The 18824-nt window shown below is 71.9% G+C and carries 12 protein-coding genes; 9 read left to right on the forward strand and 3 right to left on the reverse strand.

What is annotated here, in order from left to right:
- The first annotated feature begins 171 nt into the window (after positions 1-171).
- The 3 genes from ACFYYJ_RS27175 (at position 172) to glgP (ending at position 4615) form a co-directional block, all read left to right on the forward strand.
- Positions 172-1146: a helix-turn-helix domain-containing protein gene (locus ACFYYJ_RS27175; RefSeq protein WP_389136205.1), complete on the forward strand. Its 975-nt coding sequence runs from the start codon at positions 172-174 to the stop codon at positions 1144-1146.
- Entirely contained in the window at positions 1143-1907 is a 765-nt protein-coding gene (locus tag ACFYYJ_RS27180; RefSeq protein ID WP_389136206.1) for a hypothetical protein, read from the forward strand. Before ACFYYJ_RS27175 ends, ACFYYJ_RS27180 begins: the two co-directional genes overlap by 4 nt.
- A 71-nt stretch (positions 1908-1978) precedes the next feature.
- The gene (gene glgP, locus ACFYYJ_RS27185) at positions 1979-4615 is read left to right on the forward strand and encodes an alpha-glucan family phosphorylase (protein ID WP_389136209.1); all 2637 of its coding nucleotides are present in this window, start codon (positions 1979-1981) and stop codon (positions 4613-4615) included.
- 26 nt (positions 4616-4641) lie between these two features.
- Here glgP and ACFYYJ_RS27190 read toward each other — a convergent pair whose 3' ends face one another.
- Positions 4642-5670, reverse strand: a complete 1029-nt coding sequence (locus ACFYYJ_RS27190; protein WP_389136212.1) for an Lrp/AsnC family transcriptional regulator — start codon at positions 5668-5670, stop codon at positions 4642-4644.
- 148 nt (positions 5671-5818) lie between these two features.
- Here ACFYYJ_RS27190 and ACFYYJ_RS27195 point away from each other — a divergent pair, with 148 nt between their 5' ends.
- Positions 5819-7363 carry an MFS transporter gene (locus ACFYYJ_RS27195; RefSeq protein ID WP_389136215.1) on the forward strand — a complete coding sequence of 515 codons (1545 nt, stop codon included), beginning with the start codon at positions 5819-5821 and terminating at the stop codon, positions 7361-7363.
- A gap of 158 nt (positions 7364-7521) precedes the next feature.
- Positions 7522-8085, forward strand: a complete 564-nt coding sequence (locus tag ACFYYJ_RS27200; protein WP_385122190.1) for a hypothetical protein — start codon at positions 7522-7524, stop codon at positions 8083-8085.
- A 344-nt stretch (positions 8086-8429) separates the two neighbouring features.
- Here the strand turns inward: ACFYYJ_RS27200 and ACFYYJ_RS27205 are convergent, their stop codons facing one another.
- The gene (locus ACFYYJ_RS27205; protein ID WP_385122192.1) at positions 8430-10694 is read right to left on the reverse strand and encodes a M4 family metallopeptidase; all 2265 of its coding nucleotides are present in this window, start codon (positions 10692-10694) and stop codon (positions 8430-8432) included.
- A 382-nt stretch (positions 10695-11076) separates the two neighbouring features.
- Between ACFYYJ_RS27205 and ACFYYJ_RS27210 the strand changes: the two genes are divergently transcribed.
- On the forward strand, positions 11077-12552 hold the full coding sequence (locus tag ACFYYJ_RS27210; RefSeq protein ID WP_385122194.1) for a sugar transferase: 1476 nt from the start codon (positions 11077-11079) through the stop codon (positions 12550-12552).
- A 16-nt stretch (positions 12553-12568) separates the two neighbouring features.
- Here the strand turns inward: ACFYYJ_RS27210 and ACFYYJ_RS27215 are convergent, their stop codons facing one another.
- Positions 12569-13534: a GDP-L-fucose synthase family protein gene (locus ACFYYJ_RS27215; protein ID WP_385122196.1), complete on the reverse strand. Its 966-nt coding sequence runs from the start codon at positions 13532-13534 to the stop codon at positions 12569-12571.
- A 331-nt stretch (positions 13535-13865) separates the two neighbouring features.
- Between ACFYYJ_RS27215 and gmd the strand changes: the two genes are divergently transcribed.
- The 3 genes from gmd to ACFYYJ_RS27230 all read left to right on the forward strand — a co-directional run bounded on the left by gmd (position 13866) and on the right by ACFYYJ_RS27230 (position 18684).
- Complete coding sequence (gmd, locus tag ACFYYJ_RS27220; protein WP_385122197.1) at positions 13866-14879, forward strand: GDP-mannose 4,6-dehydratase; 1014 nt, start codon at positions 13866-13868, stop codon at positions 14877-14879.
- Positions 14880-15117: 238 nt separating this feature from the next.
- Positions 15118-17904, forward strand: coding sequence for a LamG-like jellyroll fold domain-containing protein (locus ACFYYJ_RS27225; protein WP_389136221.1), 2787 nt, complete (start codon positions 15118-15120; stop codon positions 17902-17904).
- 102 nt (positions 17905-18006) lie between these two features.
- Complete coding sequence (locus ACFYYJ_RS27230) at positions 18007-18684, forward strand: hypothetical protein (protein ID WP_389136224.1); 678 nt, start codon at positions 18007-18009, stop codon at positions 18682-18684.
- Positions 18685-18824 lie beyond the last annotated feature (140 nt).

Raw genomic sequence — 18824 nt, forward strand, 5'->3', positions numbered from 1 at the left:
GTACGTACTGGCACGGTCGATACCAAGAGCCGGGTCGACATCCGCCGAGGCTCAGTCAAGTCGGTGTCGCCGCACTGTCCGTGGGCGGCGCGCGGGAGAGAATCGCCTGTCACCCCGAGGGGCGGGAGTGATCGATGTGACGGGCGGGGGGCCTGGAAGATGTGGTCGAAAATGTCCTCGGCCGCGGTGCCCGCGGCGGACAGGTTCGAATGGTTCGCCGACGTCATCGCCAACGAACTGGTACCGACCGAGCTCCGCGATCCCCCGGCCTCCGGCGGCTTCCGGGCGGAGGCGGGGGTGCTCGCTCTGGACGTCCTGCAACTGTCCACTTTCGAGTGCACCCCGTGCCAGTCGCGACGTACCCCCGCACAGGTCAGGCAGAACGACCCGGAGCGGTACCAGTTCTCGCTCCTCACGGGATCCCCCATGTGGCTGGAGCAGAACCGCAACGGAACCGAGGTGAACCCCGGTGACATGGTGCTCCTGAACACCGCGCACCCCAACGCGGCCGGGGCCCTGGGCGAGGACCGCGCCATCCGGAACATCGTCATCCAGGTGCCCAGGAGCGAGCTGCCCCTCCCGTCCGACAAGACGGACCGGCTGGTCGCCCAGCGGATCTCCGGCGAGACGGGCATGGGCGCGATCCTGGCCGGATTCATGAGGACGCTGGAAACGCACGCGTCCGAATGCGGGCCCGTCGAGCGGACCCGGCTCGGCCGGGTCGCCGTCGACCTGATCAGCGCGGTCCTCGCCGAGCGCTGCGACACCTACGAGGACCTCCCCTCCGAGTCCCGAACCCGGATCCTGATGGAGCGGATCGACTCCTTCATCGACCACAACCTCGGCGACCCCGGCCTGACCCCGCAGCTCGTCGCCGACCGCCACCACATCTCGGTGCGCCGACTGCACCAGATGTTCCGGGACCAGGAGGACGGCGTCGCCGCCACCATCCGGCGCCGCCGCCTGGAACGCTGCCACGCTGACCTCTCCCGCCCCGAACTCCTCACCCGCCCCATCGGCGCCATCGCCACCCGCTGGGGCTTCGGCAACCCGGCCGTCTTCAGCCGCGCCTTCCGCGAGGCGTACGGCATGAGCCCGAGCGAACGACGCGCGCACACGGCGGCCCCCGCCGGCAGGCCGGAGTGATACCCGCCCGGCTCGCGTCACCCGATCCCCGGGTACGGGAGACGGCCGCGCGGGCGGTGACGGCGGTGGTGTGGGAGCCGGAGGCGGAGCGGGAACTGGCCTCGGCGCTGGTGGCGGCCGCCGTACGGGAGGACGACCACGAGGCCCTCGCCGCGCTGTTCGACGCCCTGCCGTGCGTCGAACCGGCGCTGGACGACCGCGAACTGGACCGGCTCGCCTCCCTGCGCACCGACTCGCCGGTGCTGTCGCGGCTGCTCGAGCGCGCGGCGCGCGTGCAGGTCCACGGCCCGCCGGAGCCCGACGGCGACGTGACGAAGGTCGTCGTGCGCTGTCTGCGCGGGGACCCGCGCCTCGGGACGGCCTTGCGCACGCCCGGTGAGACGTGGGTGCGGATCGAGCGCATCGACCTCGGCTTGAAGGACTGGGACGTGCTCGCACCCTGCTGGACGGCCCGGCTGACACTGTCGGGCAGCGGTGCACGGGACCTGGTTCACGGGGACACGCTGGACCCCGACCCCGGGATCCGCGCCCTCGGGTACCCGATCCGGCGACGGACGGCACCGCCCCTGCATCACCGGAGTGATGGTGCAGGGCATCGGACCGTCCAGGCCGATCGTGGTGTCCGAGGGCACGACGGAAACCGCCCGCCCGCAACGGACCACGCCCCCGGAGACGTGTCGCCGAACGGGAAGGGAACGCGGGGACCGAGTACGCCCAAAACCGTTCGGGGCGTGCCAGTGCAACTAATATTCACTGATTAGGAACGGTGATGCGCGGGTGCACAGCGTGGTGCGGCCGCTCCGATCCGCAATCCCCTGCGAAGGTGGAACACGTGAAGGCTATCCGTCGATTCACCGTGCGCCCCGTCCTCCCGGAGACCTTGCTGCCGCTCACCGACCTCGCGCGCAATCTGCGCTGGTCGTGGCATGCCGAGACCCGCGAACTCTTCCAATCCGTCGACCCCGAGGGCTGGCAGGCCGCCGGCGGTGATCCCGTCCGGCTGCTCGGGGCCGTCTCCGCCGCCCGCCTCGCCGAACTGGCCGCCGACCGGCGGTTCCTGCGGCGGCTCGCCGTCGTCGCCGCCGATCTCGATGACTACGTGGGCGGCGGGAGGTGGTACCAGGGGCAGGAGTCCGAGGCCGGTCTGCCCGCGGCCATCGCCTATTTCTCGCCCGAGTTCGGGATCACCGCCGCCCTGCCCCAGTACTCCGGCGGCCTCGGCATCCTGGCCGGGGACCACCTGAAGGCCGCCAGCGACCTCGGCGTCCCGCTCATCGGGGTGGGACTCCTCTACCGCCACGGGTACTTCCGCCAGTCGCTCTCCCGCGACGGCTGGCAGCTGGAGCACTATCCCGTGCTCGACCCGAACGAACTGCCGCTCTCCCTGCTGCGGGAGGAGGACGGGGCACCCGCCCGGGTGTCCCTGACCCTGCCCGGCGGCCGTGCCCTGCACGCGCACGTCTGGCAGGCCCGCGTGGGCCGCGTGCCGCTGCTGCTCCTGGACTCCGACGTCGAGGACAACGACGCCGCGGCCCGCGAGGTGACCGACCGTCTCTACGGCGGCGGCAGCGACCACCGGCTCCTCCAGGAGATGCTGCTCGGCATCGGCGGGGTGCGCGCGGTCCGTGCGTACTGCGCGATCACCGGGCATCCCGACCCCGAGGTGTTCCACACCAACGAGGGGCACGCGGGGTTCCTGGGGCTGGAGCGCATAAGGGAACTGGAGAGGGAGCAGGGGCTCGGCTTCGACGCCGCCGTGGAGGCGGTGCGCGCCGGGACCGTGTTCACCACGCACACCCCCGTCCCGGCCGGGATCGACCGCTTCGAGCGGTCCCTGGTCGCCCGGCACTTCGGGGAGGGTGGGGAACTGGCGGGCGTACCGGTCGACCGCATCCTGGAACTCGGGGCCGAGAGCTATCCCGGAGGCGATCCCGGGGTGTTCAACATGGCGGTGATGGGACTGCGCCTGGCCCAGCGGGCCAACGGGGTGTCCACCCTGCACGGCGCGGTCAGCCGCGAGATGTTCGCCGGGCTGTGGCCCGGCTTCGACCCGGCCGACGTGCCCATCACCTCCGTGACCAACGGGGTGCACGCCCCGACCTGGGTGGCCGCGGAGGTGGTCCGGCTCGGCGCCCGCCAGATCGGCGCGGGCCGCACCGAGGACGCCCTGTCGGTGGGCGGCTCCCGGCGCTGGGACGCCGTCGCCGAGATCCCCGACCAGGACGTGTGGGACCTGCGACGGGTACTGCGCGAACAGCTCGTGCAGGAGGTACGGGACCGGCTGCGCGCCTCCTGGCGCCAGCGCGGCGCCGCCGATGCCGAACTGGGCTGGGTGGACTCCGTACTCGACCCGGACGTGCTCACCATCGGCTTCGCCCGGCGCGTGCCCTCGTACAAGCGCCTGACGCTGATGCTGCGCGATCCCGATCGGCTGCGCAGGCTGCTGCTGGACCCGGACCGGCCGGTGCAGATCGTCGTCGCGGGCAAGGCGCACCCGGCGGACGACGGCGGGAAGCGGCTCGTGCAGGAGCTGGTGCGGTTCGCGGACGACCCGCGGGTGCGCCACCGCATCGTCTTCCTGCCGGACTACGGCATGGCGATGGCGCAGAAGCTCTACCCGGGCTGCGACGTCTGGCTGAACAACCCCCTGCGGCCCCTGGAGGCCTGCGGCACGAGCGGGATGAAGGCCGCGCTGAACGGCTGCCTCAACCTGTCCGTGCTGGACGGCTGGTGGGACGAATGGTTCGAGCCGGACTTCGGCTGGGCCATCCCGACCGCCGACGGGCTCGGCGCGGACGAGGACCGGCGCGACCACCTGGAGGCGAACGCCCTCTACGAGCTGATCGAGGGCCGGGTCGCACCCCGCTTCTACGACCGGGTCGGCCGCACCGGGCTCCCCGTGCGGTGGATCGAGATGGTCCGGCGCACCCTCGTCTCACTGGGGCCGAAGGTGCTCGCGGGGCGGATGGTGCGCGAGTACGTGGAACGGCTCTACGCGCCGGCCGCACTCGCCCACCGGGCCCTGACCCCCGAGGCGGCGCGTGACCTGGCCTGGTGGAAGGGGCGGGTCCGGGCGGCCTGGCCGCGGGTGGCCGTCGAGCACGTGGAGGCGCTGGCCGCGGCTCCGGTGAACGGCACCGCCGAGCTCGGTGCCACCCTCACCCTGCGCGTACAGGTGTCGCTGGACGCGCTGAACCCCGAGGACGTGGAGGTGCAGGCCTTCGCGGGCCGGGTGGACCCGCAGGACGTGATCCGGGACGGGCGGAGCTTCCCGCTCAAGCCGGTCGCCGGGCCCGACATGGAGGGCCGCTGGGTGTACGAGGGCCCGCTCGCCCTCGACCGCACGGGTCCCTTCGGCTACACGGTACGGATCGTGCCCTCGCACCCGCTGCTGGCGACCCCGGCCGAACTGGGCCTGGTCGCCGCCCCGGTGGACACGGACACGGGAGGCGGCGTACTGCTGCGCTGAGCCCGGCACGCGGTCCGGGAGACGGCTCAGGGGGCGGGCGGCGGGTCCACCAGCCGCCCGTCCTCCACCAGCATCCCGGCCCGTTTGACGCTGCGCAGGGTCGGGATCACCTCCACCTGACCCACGCCGTCCACGGCGCCGATCCGCTCGGTCAGGTACGTGTACAGGGCGTCCGTGTCCCGGCACACCACCACCGCCATCAGGGAGGCCGCCCCGGTCACGGCCGCCGCGAAGGCCACCTCGCGGTGACCCGCCAGCGCGGCCCCCACCTCCGCCAGCCGTGCCGGCGGGACCGTCAGGACCAAGGTCGCCTCCGCCTCGTAGCCGAAGAGCGCGGGGACGAACTCCACGTCGAAGAAGATCGCTTCGAGGTCCCGCAGCCGGTCCATCCTGCGCCGGGCCGTGGACTCCGACAGACCGGTGGCCCGCGCCAGTTCCGCGTACCCGGCGCGGCCGTCCCGCCTCAGCACGGCGAGCAGCGCGAGCTCGGTCTCGTCCATGACGTACCGCTCGGTGGGGGCCGGTCCGGCCGGCGGCCGCCGCAGGGCCGCGATCCGGTCGGGGCTCAGCGCGTCCAGCCCCACCCAGGCGTCGTCGCCGCCGAAGAACTTCCGCAGGATGGTGTGGGCGCTGATGCCCGTCACCCGGCGGGTGCGCGGCAGCTTGTCCAGCAGCAGGGCGTCCCGGTCCCTGCGGGTACGCGACCGGGTCATGCAGTGGACCTCGGTGCCGCCCGAATTCAGGGTCACCCAGGCGATGTCCGGGCGCCGGGCGAGCGCCTCGGCCACCGGGAGCGCCGCGTCCGGGGCGCACTGCACCCGCAGCCAGGACTCGAACAGCCCGACGCGGCTGCCCGCCGGCAGTCCGACCACCCGGAGCAGGCCGGAGGTCCGCAGCCGCCGGTAGCGCCGCACGACGGTCTGGTCGGACACCTCCAGCACCTCGGCGAGGCGGCTGAAGGGGGCCCGGCCGTCGATCGAGAGGGCCTGGACCAGGGACCGGTCGAGGGCGTCCAGCTCCGCCGGCTCCGCCGACTGCTTCTCCGTGATGTTCACGGTTTCCATCATCCCCGAGGAAGTGATGACGGAAATCCGGCGGATCGGGGTTCCCGGGTGGGGGATGCGGGCGGGGCACCGGCAGCCTGGCGTCACCGGGGAACCGCCCCGGAAACCCTCCGCCCCTCCCCACCCGAGGAGAACTCCCATGCGCAAATGGCTGCCGTTGACGGCCGTCTGCCTCGGGGCCTTCATGCTCCTGGTCGACGTCACGATCGTGACCGTGGCCCTGCCGGACATGGCCGCCGACATGCACACAGGCTTCGCCGGACTCCAGTGGGTCATGGACGTCTACGCCCTCGCGCTGGCCGCCCTGCTGCTCGGCGCCGGCTCGCTCGCCGACCGGATCGGCCGCCGCCGGGTCTACCTCGCCGGGATCGCCCTCTTCGCCGCCGCCTCGCTCGCCTGCGGGCTGGCCACCGGCCCGACCCAGCTGATCGCCTTCCGCGCCGTCCAGGGCATCGGCGGAGCCGCCATGTTCGCCACCACCATGGCCCTGCTCAGCGGCGCCTACCAGGGCCGCGACCGCGGAGTGGCCTTCGGGGTGTGGGGCGCGGCCAACGGCGCCGCCGCCGCGTCCGGTCCGATCATCGGCGGGCTGCTCACCGAGCACTTCGGCTGGCGCTGGATCTTCTTCATCAACCTGCCCGTCTGCGCACTCGCCCTGTACGTCACCCTCCGCGCGGTCGCCGAGTCCCGTGACCCGCTCGCCCGGCGCCTGGACCTGCCCGGGATGGCCGGCTTCACCGCGGGCGCGGCGGCCGTCACGTACGCCGTGATCCGGGGCGGCGAGAACGGCTGGACCTCCGCCACCACCCTCGGGCTGCTCGGGCTCGGCGCGGCCGCCTTCGCCGGCTTCGTCCTCGTCGAACTGCGCGGCTCCCACCCGATGCTGGACCTCTCGCTCTTCCGCAGCCCCACCTTCGTCGCGGTCATGGCCGCCGGACTGCTGCTGACCGGCGCCGCGTTCTCGTACCTGATGTACGTCTCCGTGTGGCTCCAGTCCGCCGGGGGGATGAGCCCGGTCGGTGCGGGGCTGGCGCTGCTGCCGATGAGCGCGGCCGGCTTCGTCGTGGCCGCGGGGGCCGGGCGGCTGTTGCACGGGGTCTCGCCGAGGCTGACCATCGGCGGCGGGCTGCTGCTGGTCGGGGTGGGCGCGCTGCTCCAGGCCTGGATGCTGGACGCCGGAGACGGCTGGGCGGCGCTCGTTCCGGGGCTGCTCGTCACCGGGGTCGGCGTGGGCGCGGCGACCCCGGCGCTGGCCGCCACCGCCATGGGGGCCGTGGCCCCGGCGCGGGCGGGGATGGCCGGCGGCGCCCTGAACACGGCGCGGCAGCTCGGCACCGCCCTCGGGATCGCGGTGCTCGGCGCGGTCTTCCACGCGGGGCTGCGGTCGGGGCTCGGCGAGGGCGGCCGGGGGCTGGCGGAGCCGCTCGCCTCCGGCGGGGCGGGGCAGTTGCTCGCGGCCGCGCCCGAGGGGCAGGCCCGCGATGCGCTGGCGGCCCTGGTGGACGCGGCGTTCGCGAGCGCGCTGCGGGGCACCTTCCTCACCTCGGCGCTGATGGGTCTCGCCGGAGCCCTGGCGGTGTTCCTCCTGCTGCGGCCTTCGCCGCGCGCGGCGGCCCCGGTCGTCCCCGCCCCGGCGATCCCCACCCCTGCGGCCCCGGCCGCCGCCCCGGTCACCCGCCCCTGAACCCGTACCCGGACCGGGCCGGGGACGGCCCGGCCTCTTGGGTGAACCACGCACGCCCCCGGGCCGATGAATCGTTCCTGCGGGGGTCCGCGCTCCTACGCTGCCCGCAGATGCCGGGCGGAACCGGTGTCCGCGGACCCGAGGAACGGACTTCCCCCATGCGTCTTCGCACCACCGCCGCCGTGCTCGCCGGCGCCGTCGCGCTCGTGCTGCCCACCGCCGGCCCCTCGCTGGCCGACGGCCACGACGGCCACGACGGGCGGAACCTGGGCCTGCTGCACTACCGGTTCCTCGACGAGGCCGGTCAGGAGCGCACCGGACAGATCCGGCCCGCGGAGAACGACACCTGCTACGTGCTGACGCACACCTCCCGGGACGAGCCCGCCATCGAGATCTGGAACGACACGGAGTCGCTGGCCGTGCTCTTCGACAACCGCGGCTGCAACGGCCACGCGGAGCGGGTGCTGGACCCCGGCGAGCGGGCCCACAACGTGGACGCCGTCTCCGTCTTCTTCAAGCCGACCCGGGAGGGTGGCGACGGCCACCACTGGAACGGCGGCGGCGACGGCGACGACCGCGGCGACTGGAACGGCGGCGGCGGTGACGGTGGCGGCCGCTGGGACTGGAACGGTGGTGGCGGCGGTGAAGGTCGGGGCGACTGGAACGGCGGCGGCGAGGAACTCCTCCGCCGCTTCAGCGGACTCCTGAACCCGCGCCGCTAGCCGAGGTCGTCGCACTCCCGGCCGCCATCCAGCGCACCACGCCCCGACGCCCATGCCGCCCTGGACCAGTCAGGGACGCTGCGCCGCGGGGGCGTTCGGGGGGATCTGCGGCATGGGGCACGTCCGTCACTCGGTGGGTCACCCGAACCCACGGTTGCGTAGGTTCGCTCGTTCCCGGTCTCCCCGTGCGGCGGTGCGCGGGCCCGCGGCGAAGGTCCCCGGCGTCAGGGGCCGTGGTCACGTGCGGCCACGGCCCAATGGGACAGGGCCGCCCGGGGAGGTCTTCCTCCCGGGCGGCCCCGTGTCTATCGGTTCAGCAGGTGCTCATCCGGCCCCGGTGGGGGTCAGAAGGTGAGCTTCCAGCTGTCGATCTTGCCGGTGTCGGCCGACGCGTTGTCGTTGACACGCAGCTTCCACACGCCCTGGGCCACCTCGGAGGAGGCGTTGACCGTGTAGGACTTGATGATGTTGTCCGCGCTGCTGCCGGTGCGGTTGTGCAGGTTGTACACGCTGCCGTCGGGGGCGACCAGGTCGACCTTCAGGTCACCGATCCAGGTGTGGAGGATGTTGACGTCCACCTTCAGCGTGCTCGACGCGTTGCCGGTGCGGTTCACGGTGATCGGCGACTCGACGGTGGAGTTGTCGTTGATCGCGTAGTCCGTGGTGTTCTCGAACACGGTCTGCTGCTGGGTGCCGACCGTCCAGGTGAACGCCGCCGTACCGGTCTGGTTCGCGGAGTCCTTCACCGTCACGTTCACGTTGGACGTGCCCGCGGTGGAGGCCGTACCGGAGATCAGGCCGGTCGAGGCGTTGATCGACAGCCCGGCCGGGAGACCGGTCGCCGAGTAGGTCAGCGCGCCGGCGTTGGTGCTGGTGGCCTGGATCTGGAGGCTCACGGCGCTGCCCGTGACGGTGTTCTGGTTACCGGGGTTGGTGACCGAGACGCCGTTCACGACGCGCGCGCCGACGCCGATGCCCGCCCACGCGTTGGCCGCGTTGTTGTAGGTCGCCGAACCGGCGCCGTACAGGTCGGCCGCCGCCTGCAGGGTGGCCGTACGGGCCGCCGCGTAGTTGGTGTTCGACTTGAACAGACCGGTGGTCAGCGCGCGGAACCAGATCTTCGAGGCGGCGTCACGGCCGATGCCGGTGACCGGCTGGCCGTCGGCGGTCGGCGAGTCGTAGCTCACGCCGTTGATGACCTTGGCGCCGGAGCCCTCGGAGGCCAGGTAGTACCAGTGGTTGGCCGGGCCCGAGGAGTAGTGGACGTCGATGGAGCCGATGCCCGAGTACCACGAGTCCTTGGACGCGCCGTCCTTGCTCGGCTTGTCCATGTAGCGCAGCGGGGTGCCGTCACCGTTGATGTCGATCTTCTCGCCGACGAGGTAGTCGCCGACGTCGGTCGGGTTGTTGGCGTAGAACTCGACCGCGGCCGCCATGATGTCGGACGTGGCCTCGTTCAGACCGCCGGGCTCACCGCTGTAGGTCATGTTGCCGGTGACCGAGGTCAGACCGTGGGTCATCTCGTGCGCGGCCACGTCGGTGGAGGTGAGCGGCTTGGCGTTGCCGTCACCGTCGCCGTAGGTCATGCAGAAGCAGGAGTCGTCCCAGAAGGCGTTCACGTAGTTGTTGCCGTAGTGGACGCGGCTGTACGGGGCGACGCCGTCGTTGCGCAGGCCGTTGCGGCCGTGGACGTTCTTGTAGTAGTCCCACGTGACCGCGGCGCCGTAGTGGGCGTCGGCGGCGGCCGTCTCCAGGTTGGACGCGAGGTTGTTGCCCCAGATGTCGTCCGGACCGGAGAACAGGGTGCCGGTGCCCGAGGTTCCGTGGTTCAGGTTGTACGTCTTGTGGCCGCCGCGCCCGGCGTCGGTCAGGTTGTAGGTGCTGCCCGACTGCGTGGAGCCGAGGTTCACCTGGCCGCTGTACATCGTGTTGCCGGTGCCGGTCTCGATGGCCTGCCACTCGGTGATCTTGGCGCCGGTCTTGGCGTCGGTGATCACGTGGAGCTGGCTCGGGGTGCCGTCGTGCTGGAGGCCGCCGACGACGGTCTCGAACGCGAGGACGGGGGCGCCGTCGGCGGCCCAGACCACCTTGCGGGCGCTCTTGGAGGCCTTGGCCTCCTTGGCGCCGGAGGCGTTGGCGGCGGATATCGCCTGGCCCTCGGCGGCGGCAGCGGCGACCGTGGCGGAGGTGTCCACCTTGATCTCGTGGTTGGTCGCCTTGGTGACCGACTTGGTCACGCCGCCCTTGGCGTGGACCGTGAGGTCACCGCCGAGCACCGGGAGGCCGTCGTAGGTGCGCTCGTAGGTCGTGTGCGTGGTGCCGTCCGCGTCCTTGACCACGTCACGGACGACGAGCTTCTCGCCACTGCCCAGGCCGAGGGCCTTCGCGGCCTGCACCGTGGTCGAGTTGGCGTCGGCCAGGAGCGTCGCACGCTCCGAAGCGCTGAGTTTGGCGGGGGCCGCGCCCGGGTTGGGCTTGGCGGCCGTGCGGGCCTGCGACGCGGTGGCGTCGGCGGATGCGGTACCGGCCTGGATGCCGACGGCGAGCATGGCCGCTGCGGCAACGAGCGCGCCGGCCGCAGTGGCACGCCTCTGGGGGGTGGACCTCAACGCAGACTCCTTCTGCAAGGGGGGTTCCGGACGGCTGGGTGGGCCTCCGGGCAGATCAGGGCTGGTGCGATGAACGGTCGAAGAGTGCCACCCGCAGCACATAATGTCAGGACCGCGTCAAATGATTGGCCAAAAACGGTTCGTTGTTCGAAGAGACATATCCGGTATCCGGACTGTTCACTTTTGCGTGCATGGCGCGGGGTCCGGTATTCGGAGCGCCCGGTACCGCTTGCTAACACTTGGGCAACGGGAGACCGCGTTGCCCGAAACGGCATTTGCCTTACTGGCGTTTGTCGTACTGTTTCTCGGTGCGACGGACGTCCGCTGCCTGGGGAAGTGGTGGACAGTCGCCGCCGTCATTGACCACGTGCCAGGGGGGCCCATGAGGCATGTCCATATTCCTGCGCAAAGGTTGGCCAGGGCTGCCCGGGACACCCTGGTGCCCGCAAGGAGCCTCGGTGACAAGGCCCGTTGGTACCTGCCCGCCGCCCTCGTCGCCGACTTCCTCGGGGCCGCCGTGCCCGTGGGCCTCGTCTTCCACGCGGCCCAGCAGGTACGACCCCTCTACTGCGCCCTCGCCGCCGCGCTCGCGTGGACCGGCGTACAGGCGGTGCGCCGGCGCTACACGGCCCGCGCGCTCGGAGAATCCCGCGGAGTGCTGCCCGTCCTGCACGACTGGCTGATTCTGATCGGGGTCCTGGCCGTGGCCCGTGTGGTCACCGAGGAGGACACGCCCAGGCTGTCCGCACTGGCCGCCCTCGTGCCCGCCCTCCTCATCACCGTCGCCCACCACAAGTTGACCTACCGGCACCTTTCGGCCGCCCGCCGCGAGGCCCAGGCCGTCAGCCGGGTCCTGGTCGTGGGCGAGCCCGACGCCGCCGAGGACGTCATCGCCCACCTCGCCTCGCGCACCGACCACCCGTACGTGGTCGTCGGCGTGGTGGCGGTCGGCGACGGCCCGCTCGGCAGCGGCGTACCCGAGGCCGCCCGACTCGCCGCCGTGATGCCCAAGGCACAGGGCGGCGACTCCGCCGCCGTCCTCGGGGCCGTCCGCAGCCTGGGCGTCGACCTGGTACTGGTGGCGCCGGGCGCGCGGATCGCGGGGGAGCGGCTGCGCCGCGTCGCCTGGGCCCTGCACGACGCCGGACTCGAACTCGCCGTCTTCCCGGGGCTCGTGGAGGTCTCCGTCAAGCGGCTGGAGACCCTGTCCGCGGGCGGACTCGCCGTGCTGCGGGTCGCGCCGCCGGTCAGCCGGGGCGTGCAGACCCTGCTCAAGTCCGCCCTGGACCGGGCGGGCGCCGCCGGCGGGCTGCTGCTGCTCGCCCCGGTCTTCCTCGCGATCGTCCTCGCCATCCGCTTCGGCTCGCCCGGCCCGGCCTTCTACCGCCAGGAGCGCATCGGCCGCGACGGGGCGCCGTTCACCATGTGGAAGTTCCGCACGATGGTCGTGGACGCCGAGGCGCGCAAGGCCGAGCTGTCCGGATCCAACGAGAACGACGGCCTGATGTTCAAGATGCGCCGCGACCCCCGGGTGACCCGTGTGGGTCGGCTGCTGCGCCGTACCTCGATGGACGAACTGCCGCAGCTGATCAACGTGTTGACGGGCCACATGTCGCTGGTCGGCCCGCGCCCGCCGCTGCCGGAGGAGGTGGAGCAGTACGACGAGGTCGAGCTGCGCCGGCTCACCGTGCGGCCCGGGATGACGGGGCTGTGGCAGATCAGCGGGCGGTCGGACCTGTCGTGGGACGAGACGATCCAGCTCGACCTGCAGTACGTCGACAACTGGTCCTTCACCAGCGACGTCGACGTGATGGGTCGTACGCTCCGCGCCGTCGTGGACGGCCGCGGAGCGTACTGAGGGCACCCGGGAGGGATCAGCCGTTCCGCCCGCTGCCGTCGGCCTGCTCCCGCAGCCACCACCGGTAGGTGGCCGCGATGCCGTCGCGCAGCGGGATGCCGGGCTTCCAGCCGAGCGAGGTCAGGCGGCCGACGTCCAGCAGCTTGCGGGGGGTTCCGTCCGGCTTGGACGTGTCCCAGGCGAGGCGGCCCCGGAAGCCGGTCACCTCGGCCACGGTCTCGGCGAGTTCACGGATGGTCAGGTCCTCGCCGCAGCCGATGTTGACGGGCTCGTCGCCGTCGTACGACTCCAACAGCACGGCGCAGGCCGCGGCGAGGTCGTCCACGTGGAGGAACTCCCGGCGCGGGGTGCCGGATCCCCACAGCGTGACCTCCTCGCGGCCCTCGGCCGCGGCCTCGTGGAACCGGCGGATCAGCGCCGGCAGGACGTGCGAGGACTTGAGGTCGAAGTTGTCACCCGGGCCGTAGAGGTTCGTGGGCATGGCCGAGATGTACGAGGCGCCGTACTGCTTGCGGTACGACTGGACCTGGACGATGCCGGCGATCTTCGCGAGGGCGTATGCCTCGTTGGTCGGCTCCAGGGGGCCGGTCAGCAGCGCGTCCTCGTGGATGGGCTGCGGGGCCAGCTTGGGGTAGATGCAGGACGATCCGAGGAACAGCAGCCGCCCGACGCCGGCGGCGTGCGCGCCGGCGATGACGCTGAGCTGGATCCGGAGGTTCTCCTCCAGGAACTGCACCGGATAGGTGCTGTTGGCCATGATCCCGCCGACCTTGGCGGCGGCCAGCACGACGGCGTCCGGGCGGACGTCGTTCAGGTACGCCCCGGTCGAGGCGGCATCGCGCAGGTCGAGTTCGGCGCGGCCGCGGGTGAGTACCTCGTGACCGTCGGCGGTCAGCCGGCGGGCGACCGCGGACCCCACGAGACCGCGGTGCCCCGCGACGAAGACACGGGCGTTCGGGGGCAGAAGAGGCGTACTTGTCATACGGCCGATGATGCCGGCCCGCTCCCGCGGGGGTGGCGGGACGGGTGGGGACGGATGCGGCCTCGCCGGAGTTCGAGGCGCCGGGTGTGGGGCGGAGCCCCACGCGGCGAAGCCGCCAAGGCCGGTTCCGCCGGAGCCGGGTGCGGGCCGGGGCACCCCGCCGCACACCCGGCCCCGCCGGAACCGGCGGCGGCGTGTACGGTACGCATCCAGTCCAGGTTCCGGACAGCGCCGGTCCGGGGGGCGTCGCGCGGGGGCGCGAGCGCCGGGCCACGGGAGCCGTGGGACACGACCGACCGCAACGTACGGCAACGCACCCCAGGGGGACCGCATGGGCAAGACCGCACTGATCACCGGAGTCACCGGGCAGGACGGCTCGTACCTCTCCGAGCTGTTGCTCTCCAAGGGCTACACGGTGCACGGGCTCGTGCGGCGGTCCTCCAGCTTCAACACGGAGCGCATCGACCACATCTACCAGGACCCGCAGACGGCGAACCGCTCCTTCGTCCTGCACCACGCGGACCTCTCCGACGGCGTGGCCCTGGTGAACCTGCTCCGCGAGATACGCCCCGACGAGGTCTACAACCTCGGCGCGCAGTCGCACGTCCGCGTCTCCTTCGACGCCCCGCTCTACACGGGCGACGTGACCGGCCTCGGAGCCCTGCGCCTGCTGGAGGCCATCCGGGCCAGCGGTGTCGACACCCGCATCTACCAGGCCTCTTCCTCCGAGATGTTCGGCGCGACCCCGCCCCCGCAGAACGAGGGGACCCCGTTCCACCCTCGCAGCCCCTACGGTGCCGCGAAGGTGTTCGCGTACTGGACCACCGTCAACTACCGCGAGGCGTACGACATGTTCGCCGTCAACGGGATCCTCTTCAACCACGAGTCCCCGCGCCGCGGCGAGACCTTCGTGACGCGCAAGATCACCCGCGCGGTCGCCCGGATCAAGGCCGGTCTCCAGGAGAAGCTCTACCTCGGCAACCTCGACGCCGTCCGCGACTGGGGCTACGCCCCCGAGTACGTGGACGCCATGTGGCGGATGCTCCAGCAGGACGAGCCGACCGACTACGTGGTCGCCACCGGAGTGGCCGCCACCGTCCGCGAGTTCGTCGAGGCGTCCTTCGGTCACGCCGGCCTCGACTGGAACGAGCACGTGCGCTACGACCCCAAGTACGAGCGCCCCAGCGAGGTCGACGCGCTCATCGGCGACGCCTCCAAGGCCGAGTCGCTGCTCGGCTGGAAGCCGACGGTGCTCGTCGCCGAACTGGCCCGGATCATGGTCGACGCCGACATCCGCCAGGTCGAGGACCAACTGGCGGGTGCGACGGTCCGCATCGACCGCTGAGGACTTGTATATTTCGCCTACGATTTGCCGTGTCCCGGTCAGTCCGCCAGGTACGACCGGGTCAAACCTGCCGTATGTCCGTCGTGCGCACCGTCCAAGTGGAACCTGTTGATTCCAAGTTGGTAGCAATGGGTCGAGCGAGGTGACCGGGCCCTTCGTGAGCCCTAGTCTGCGCAGATACATATGGCTGTTCGGATAGTTCCAGCCATCAAACCGGGCAACTCGCCCTGGGGGGCTCATGCGTAGATCCAGAGGGCTGACTGCTGCCCTCGTCCTGTCACTGGCCGGCGCCGGCACGGGCATAGGCCTGGTGCTGATGCCCGAGGCGTCCGCCATCACGCCTCCGGTCGCGTTCACCGCCGACGAACTGCCCACCTGGCAGACGAACGGCGTGGTCTGGGCGATGGCCCAGGCGAACGGCACCGTCTTCGCCGGTGGCACCTTCTCCGCCGTGCGCCCGCCCGAGGGCACCGCCGGCGCCGAGCAGGAGGCCGTGAACTTCGTCGCGCTCGACGCCGCGACGGGCAACCCCACCTCCTGCAAGCTGGCCTTCACCATCGGCGAGGGCACCGCCACGGTGCGCACGCTGGTCGTGTCGAAGGACAAGAAGACCCTCTACGCGGGCGGTTCCTTCGGCGCGGTCAACGGCACCCCGGTGTCCAGCCTCGCCGCGATCGACATCGCGAGCTGCACCCCCAAGGCCTCGTTCCACCCGAGCTTCCCCGCCACCGTGCGCGCGCTCGCCGTGACCGACGACACCCTGTACACGGGTGGCGACTTCAACACCGTCGAGGGCCAGACCCGCGAGCGGTTCGCCGCGGTCGACGCCGGCACCGGAGCGCTCAAGCCGTTCGTCGCCAACGTCGACGAGCCGGGCCGCGCCGTCGAGGTCACCCCCGACGGCAAGAGCGTGCTGCTCGGCGGCGACTTCTTCACCGTCAACGGGAAGACCAGCCACGCCCTGGCCGTGGTCGACTCCGGCACGGGCGCGGTCAAGAAGACCTACACCAACATCCCGTCGAACTCCGTCGTCAAGGACATCGCCACCGACGACAACGGCGGCTTCTACACGGGCAACGAGGGTTCCGGCGGCGGCGTCTTCGACGGCCGCATCGCCCTGAACCTCAGCGACTTCAACGAGAAGTGGCGCGACCGCTGCCTCGGCGCGACCCAGTTCGTGCTGCCGTACGAGGGCGTCCTGTACAGCTCCTCGCACGCGCACAACTGCACCACCGAGCAGGAGTTCCCCGACGGCAAGCGCAACTTCCTCCTGGCCCAGAAGACCAACTGGGAAGGCGCCGCCCCCGCGCCCGTCGACGGCTTCGTGCGCAGCCCCGGCAAGCTCGGCTGGCACCCCACGGCCAACGACGGCATGGACGGCACCGAGGGCATCGGCCCGCGCGTCATGGCCGTGGCCGAGAAGAACGACGTGAAGTACATGTGGGTCGGCGGTGAGTTCACCCTCATCAACGGCAAGACCCAGTGGGGTCTGACCCGCTTCGCCTCCACCGGCGACCGCGGCGCGCCGACCACCCCGGTGGCCAGTGCCGGCAGCGTCAAGCCCGGCGAGGCCCAGGTCCGCTGGCGCACCAGCTACGACTCGGACGACAGCAAGCTGACGTACCGCATCTACCGCAACGGTTCGACCACGCCGATCGCCACCGTCGCCGCGGACTCCCTGGAGTGGGAGCGTCCCCAGGCCTCCTGGAACGACACCACGGTCAAGGGTGGCCAGACGTACACCTACCGCGTGACCGCCACCGACGGCGCGGGCAACACCAGCGCCCTGTCGGCCACCACCTCGGTGACCGTCCCGACCGGGGTCCAGGGTTACCCGAACCAGGTCCGCGCGGACGGCGCCCAGCTGTACTGGCGCTACGACGACTCGGTCAGCCCGTACGTCGCCGACTCCTCCGTCGGCGGCAACATGAGCGGTCTCCAGCTCAACGCGCCGACCCTGCGCCAGTCGCCCGGCGCCGTCTCGGGGGCCAGTACCGCGATGGCCTTCAACGGCACCAGCCAGCAGGTGTACGGCGACCGCCGCCAGACGCTCGGCAACGCCTACACCATCGAGACCTGGTTCAAGACGAACACCACCCGCGGCGGCAAGCTGGTCGGCTTCGGCAGCAACCAGAGCCGCAACAGCGACACGTACGACAAGCACATCTACATGACCAACACGGGTCGTCTGGTCTTCGGCGTGTACAGCGGCAGCACCAAGACGATCACCACCGGTCTGTTCGAGACGTACAACGACAACAAGTGGCACCACGTGGTCGCCACCCAGGGCCCGGCCGGCATGGCCCTGTACGTCGACGGTCAGAACAAGGGCACGCTCAACGTCACCACCTCGACGTCCTACGCGGGCTACTGGCACGTGGGCGGCGACAACCTCGCCAACTGGCCGAACCGCCCGACGAGCAACTTCTTCGCCGGGCAGCTCGACGAGACGGCCGTGTACCCGTCGGCGCTCACCCAGGCCCAGGTCAAGAACCACTTCGACCTGGCCGGCGCCCCGACCGACACCGTCTCCACGGTGAAGGCGTCCGAGGACACCTACATCAACCAGGGCGCCCCGAGCACCGCCTACGGCACGTCCACCTCGCTCGCGGTGCGCGGCACCTCGGCGTACGAGACGTACCTGCGCTTCACCCTGCCGGCCGCCCCGGCCGGTCAGGTCCTGAAGTCGGCGTCCCTCCAGTTCAAGACCACGACGCAGACGGGCGCCGGCACCGCCGACAAGGTGTCCGTGGTCCCGGTCACCGGTACCTGGAGCGGCGGGGGCACCACCTTCAACACCAAGCCGACGCTGGGCACCACCCCGCTCGGCAGCATCGCGAGCGTGCCGGACGGCTCGGCCGTCCAGAACGTCCCGCTCGACACCGCCGCGCTCTCGGCCGCGCTGGGCGGCAGCTACAGCATGGGCCTGACCAGCACGGGCACCGACCCGCTGTGGCTCTGGTCCTCGGAGTCCACCGCGGCGGAGGGCGCCCCGCAGCTGGTGCTCACCTTCGGCGCGAAGTAGCCGTGGCAGCGGGGCCCGGCCGGTGCGGCCGGGCCCCGCAGCCCCCTTCAGCAAGCACGCAAGCACGCAAGCACGCAAGCACGCACGTACGGGAGCCATCCGATGTACCGACGCCCCGCAGCGGTCGCTGTCCTGCTGGCCGCGGCCCTGACGCTGACCGCCTGCAGCTCGGACGGCGGCAAGGCCGACTCCGGCGCGGACGCCAAGGCGAAGCCCCCGGCCTCCTCGGCGGTCCCCGACCCGGCGGACACCCCCGCCCCGTCGAACGACCCCAACGCGAAGCCGACGGGCCCGGTCGTGCCCGACGCGAAGCTCACCCCGAAGACGGGCACCTTCACCGCGCAGGAGAAGCAGTACCTGAGCGGACGCGTCCCGGACAAGATGGACCCGGCGGCCGTCCTCCAGGGGGGCCACGAGGCCTGCCAGCGGGTCGAGCGCACGGCGAAGCACGACAAGGACGCGGCGACCGGGTCGATCATCGCCGGGGAGATCCCGGGTGCGAAGGACGCGATCCCGCTGCTGTGCCCGGAGCAGAAGCCGATCCTGGCGGCGGCCGAGAAGGGCTTCCCGGACGGCACCCGCCAGTCGCCCGCGGCGGGCAACTACCGCGCGCTGACCCAGGCCGCCACCTGCAAGTGGGAGGCGAAGGGCAAGGACGGCACGACGCTGGCCGCGGGCCCCGAGACCGCCCCGAAGCCGGGCGACAAGATCACGGCCAACATCCCCGCCGGCACGACGGAGTTCAACTCCACGGGCTGCTACGCCTGGATCCCGGCGTAACGCGGCGAAAGGACCCGGGGCTCCGCCCCGGACCCCGCGCCCCAAAACCCCCCCGGGGGGGGGGGGGGCCCGGGCGCGCCGCCACTGCGCCCCCCCCCACCCAGCGGAAACCCCCGCCGGGATATCACCCAAGCCCAAAC

The sequence above is a fragment of the Streptomyces sp. NPDC002467 genome, assembly GCF_042889825.1.
GTDB lineage: Bacteria > Actinomycetota > Actinomycetes > Streptomycetales > Streptomycetaceae > Streptomyces.

Bases quoted from the DNA above. Each gene is read 5' to 3' on its own strand.
- ACFYYJ_RS27175 (WP_389136205.1), top strand. From the start codon at position 172: ATGTCCTCGGCCGCGGTGCCCGCGGCGGACAGGTTCGAATGGTTCGCC.
- ACFYYJ_RS27195 (WP_389136215.1), top strand. From the start codon at position 5,819: ATGCGCAAATGGCTGCCGTTGACGGCCGTCTGCCTCGGGGCCTTCATG.
- ACFYYJ_RS27200 (WP_385122190.1), top strand. From the start codon at position 7,522: ATGCGTCTTCGCACCACCGCCGCCGTGCTCGCCGGCGCCGTCGCGCTC.
- ACFYYJ_RS27210 (WP_385122194.1), top strand. From the start codon at position 11,077: ATGAGGCATGTCCATATTCCTGCGCAAAGGTTGGCCAGGGCTGCCCGG.
- ACFYYJ_RS27215 (WP_385122196.1), bottom strand. From the start codon at position 13,534: ATGACAAGTACGCCTCTTCTGCCCCCGAACGCCCGTGTCTTCGTCGCG.
- gmd (WP_385122197.1), top strand. From the start codon at position 13,866: ATGGGCAAGACCGCACTGATCACCGGAGTCACCGGGCAGGACGGCTCG.
- ACFYYJ_RS27225 (WP_389136221.1), top strand. From the start codon at position 15,118: ATGCGTAGATCCAGAGGGCTGACTGCTGCCCTCGTCCTGTCACTGGCC.
- ACFYYJ_RS27230 (WP_389136224.1), top strand. From the start codon at position 18,007: ATGTACCGACGCCCCGCAGCGGTCGCTGTCCTGCTGGCCGCGGCCCTG.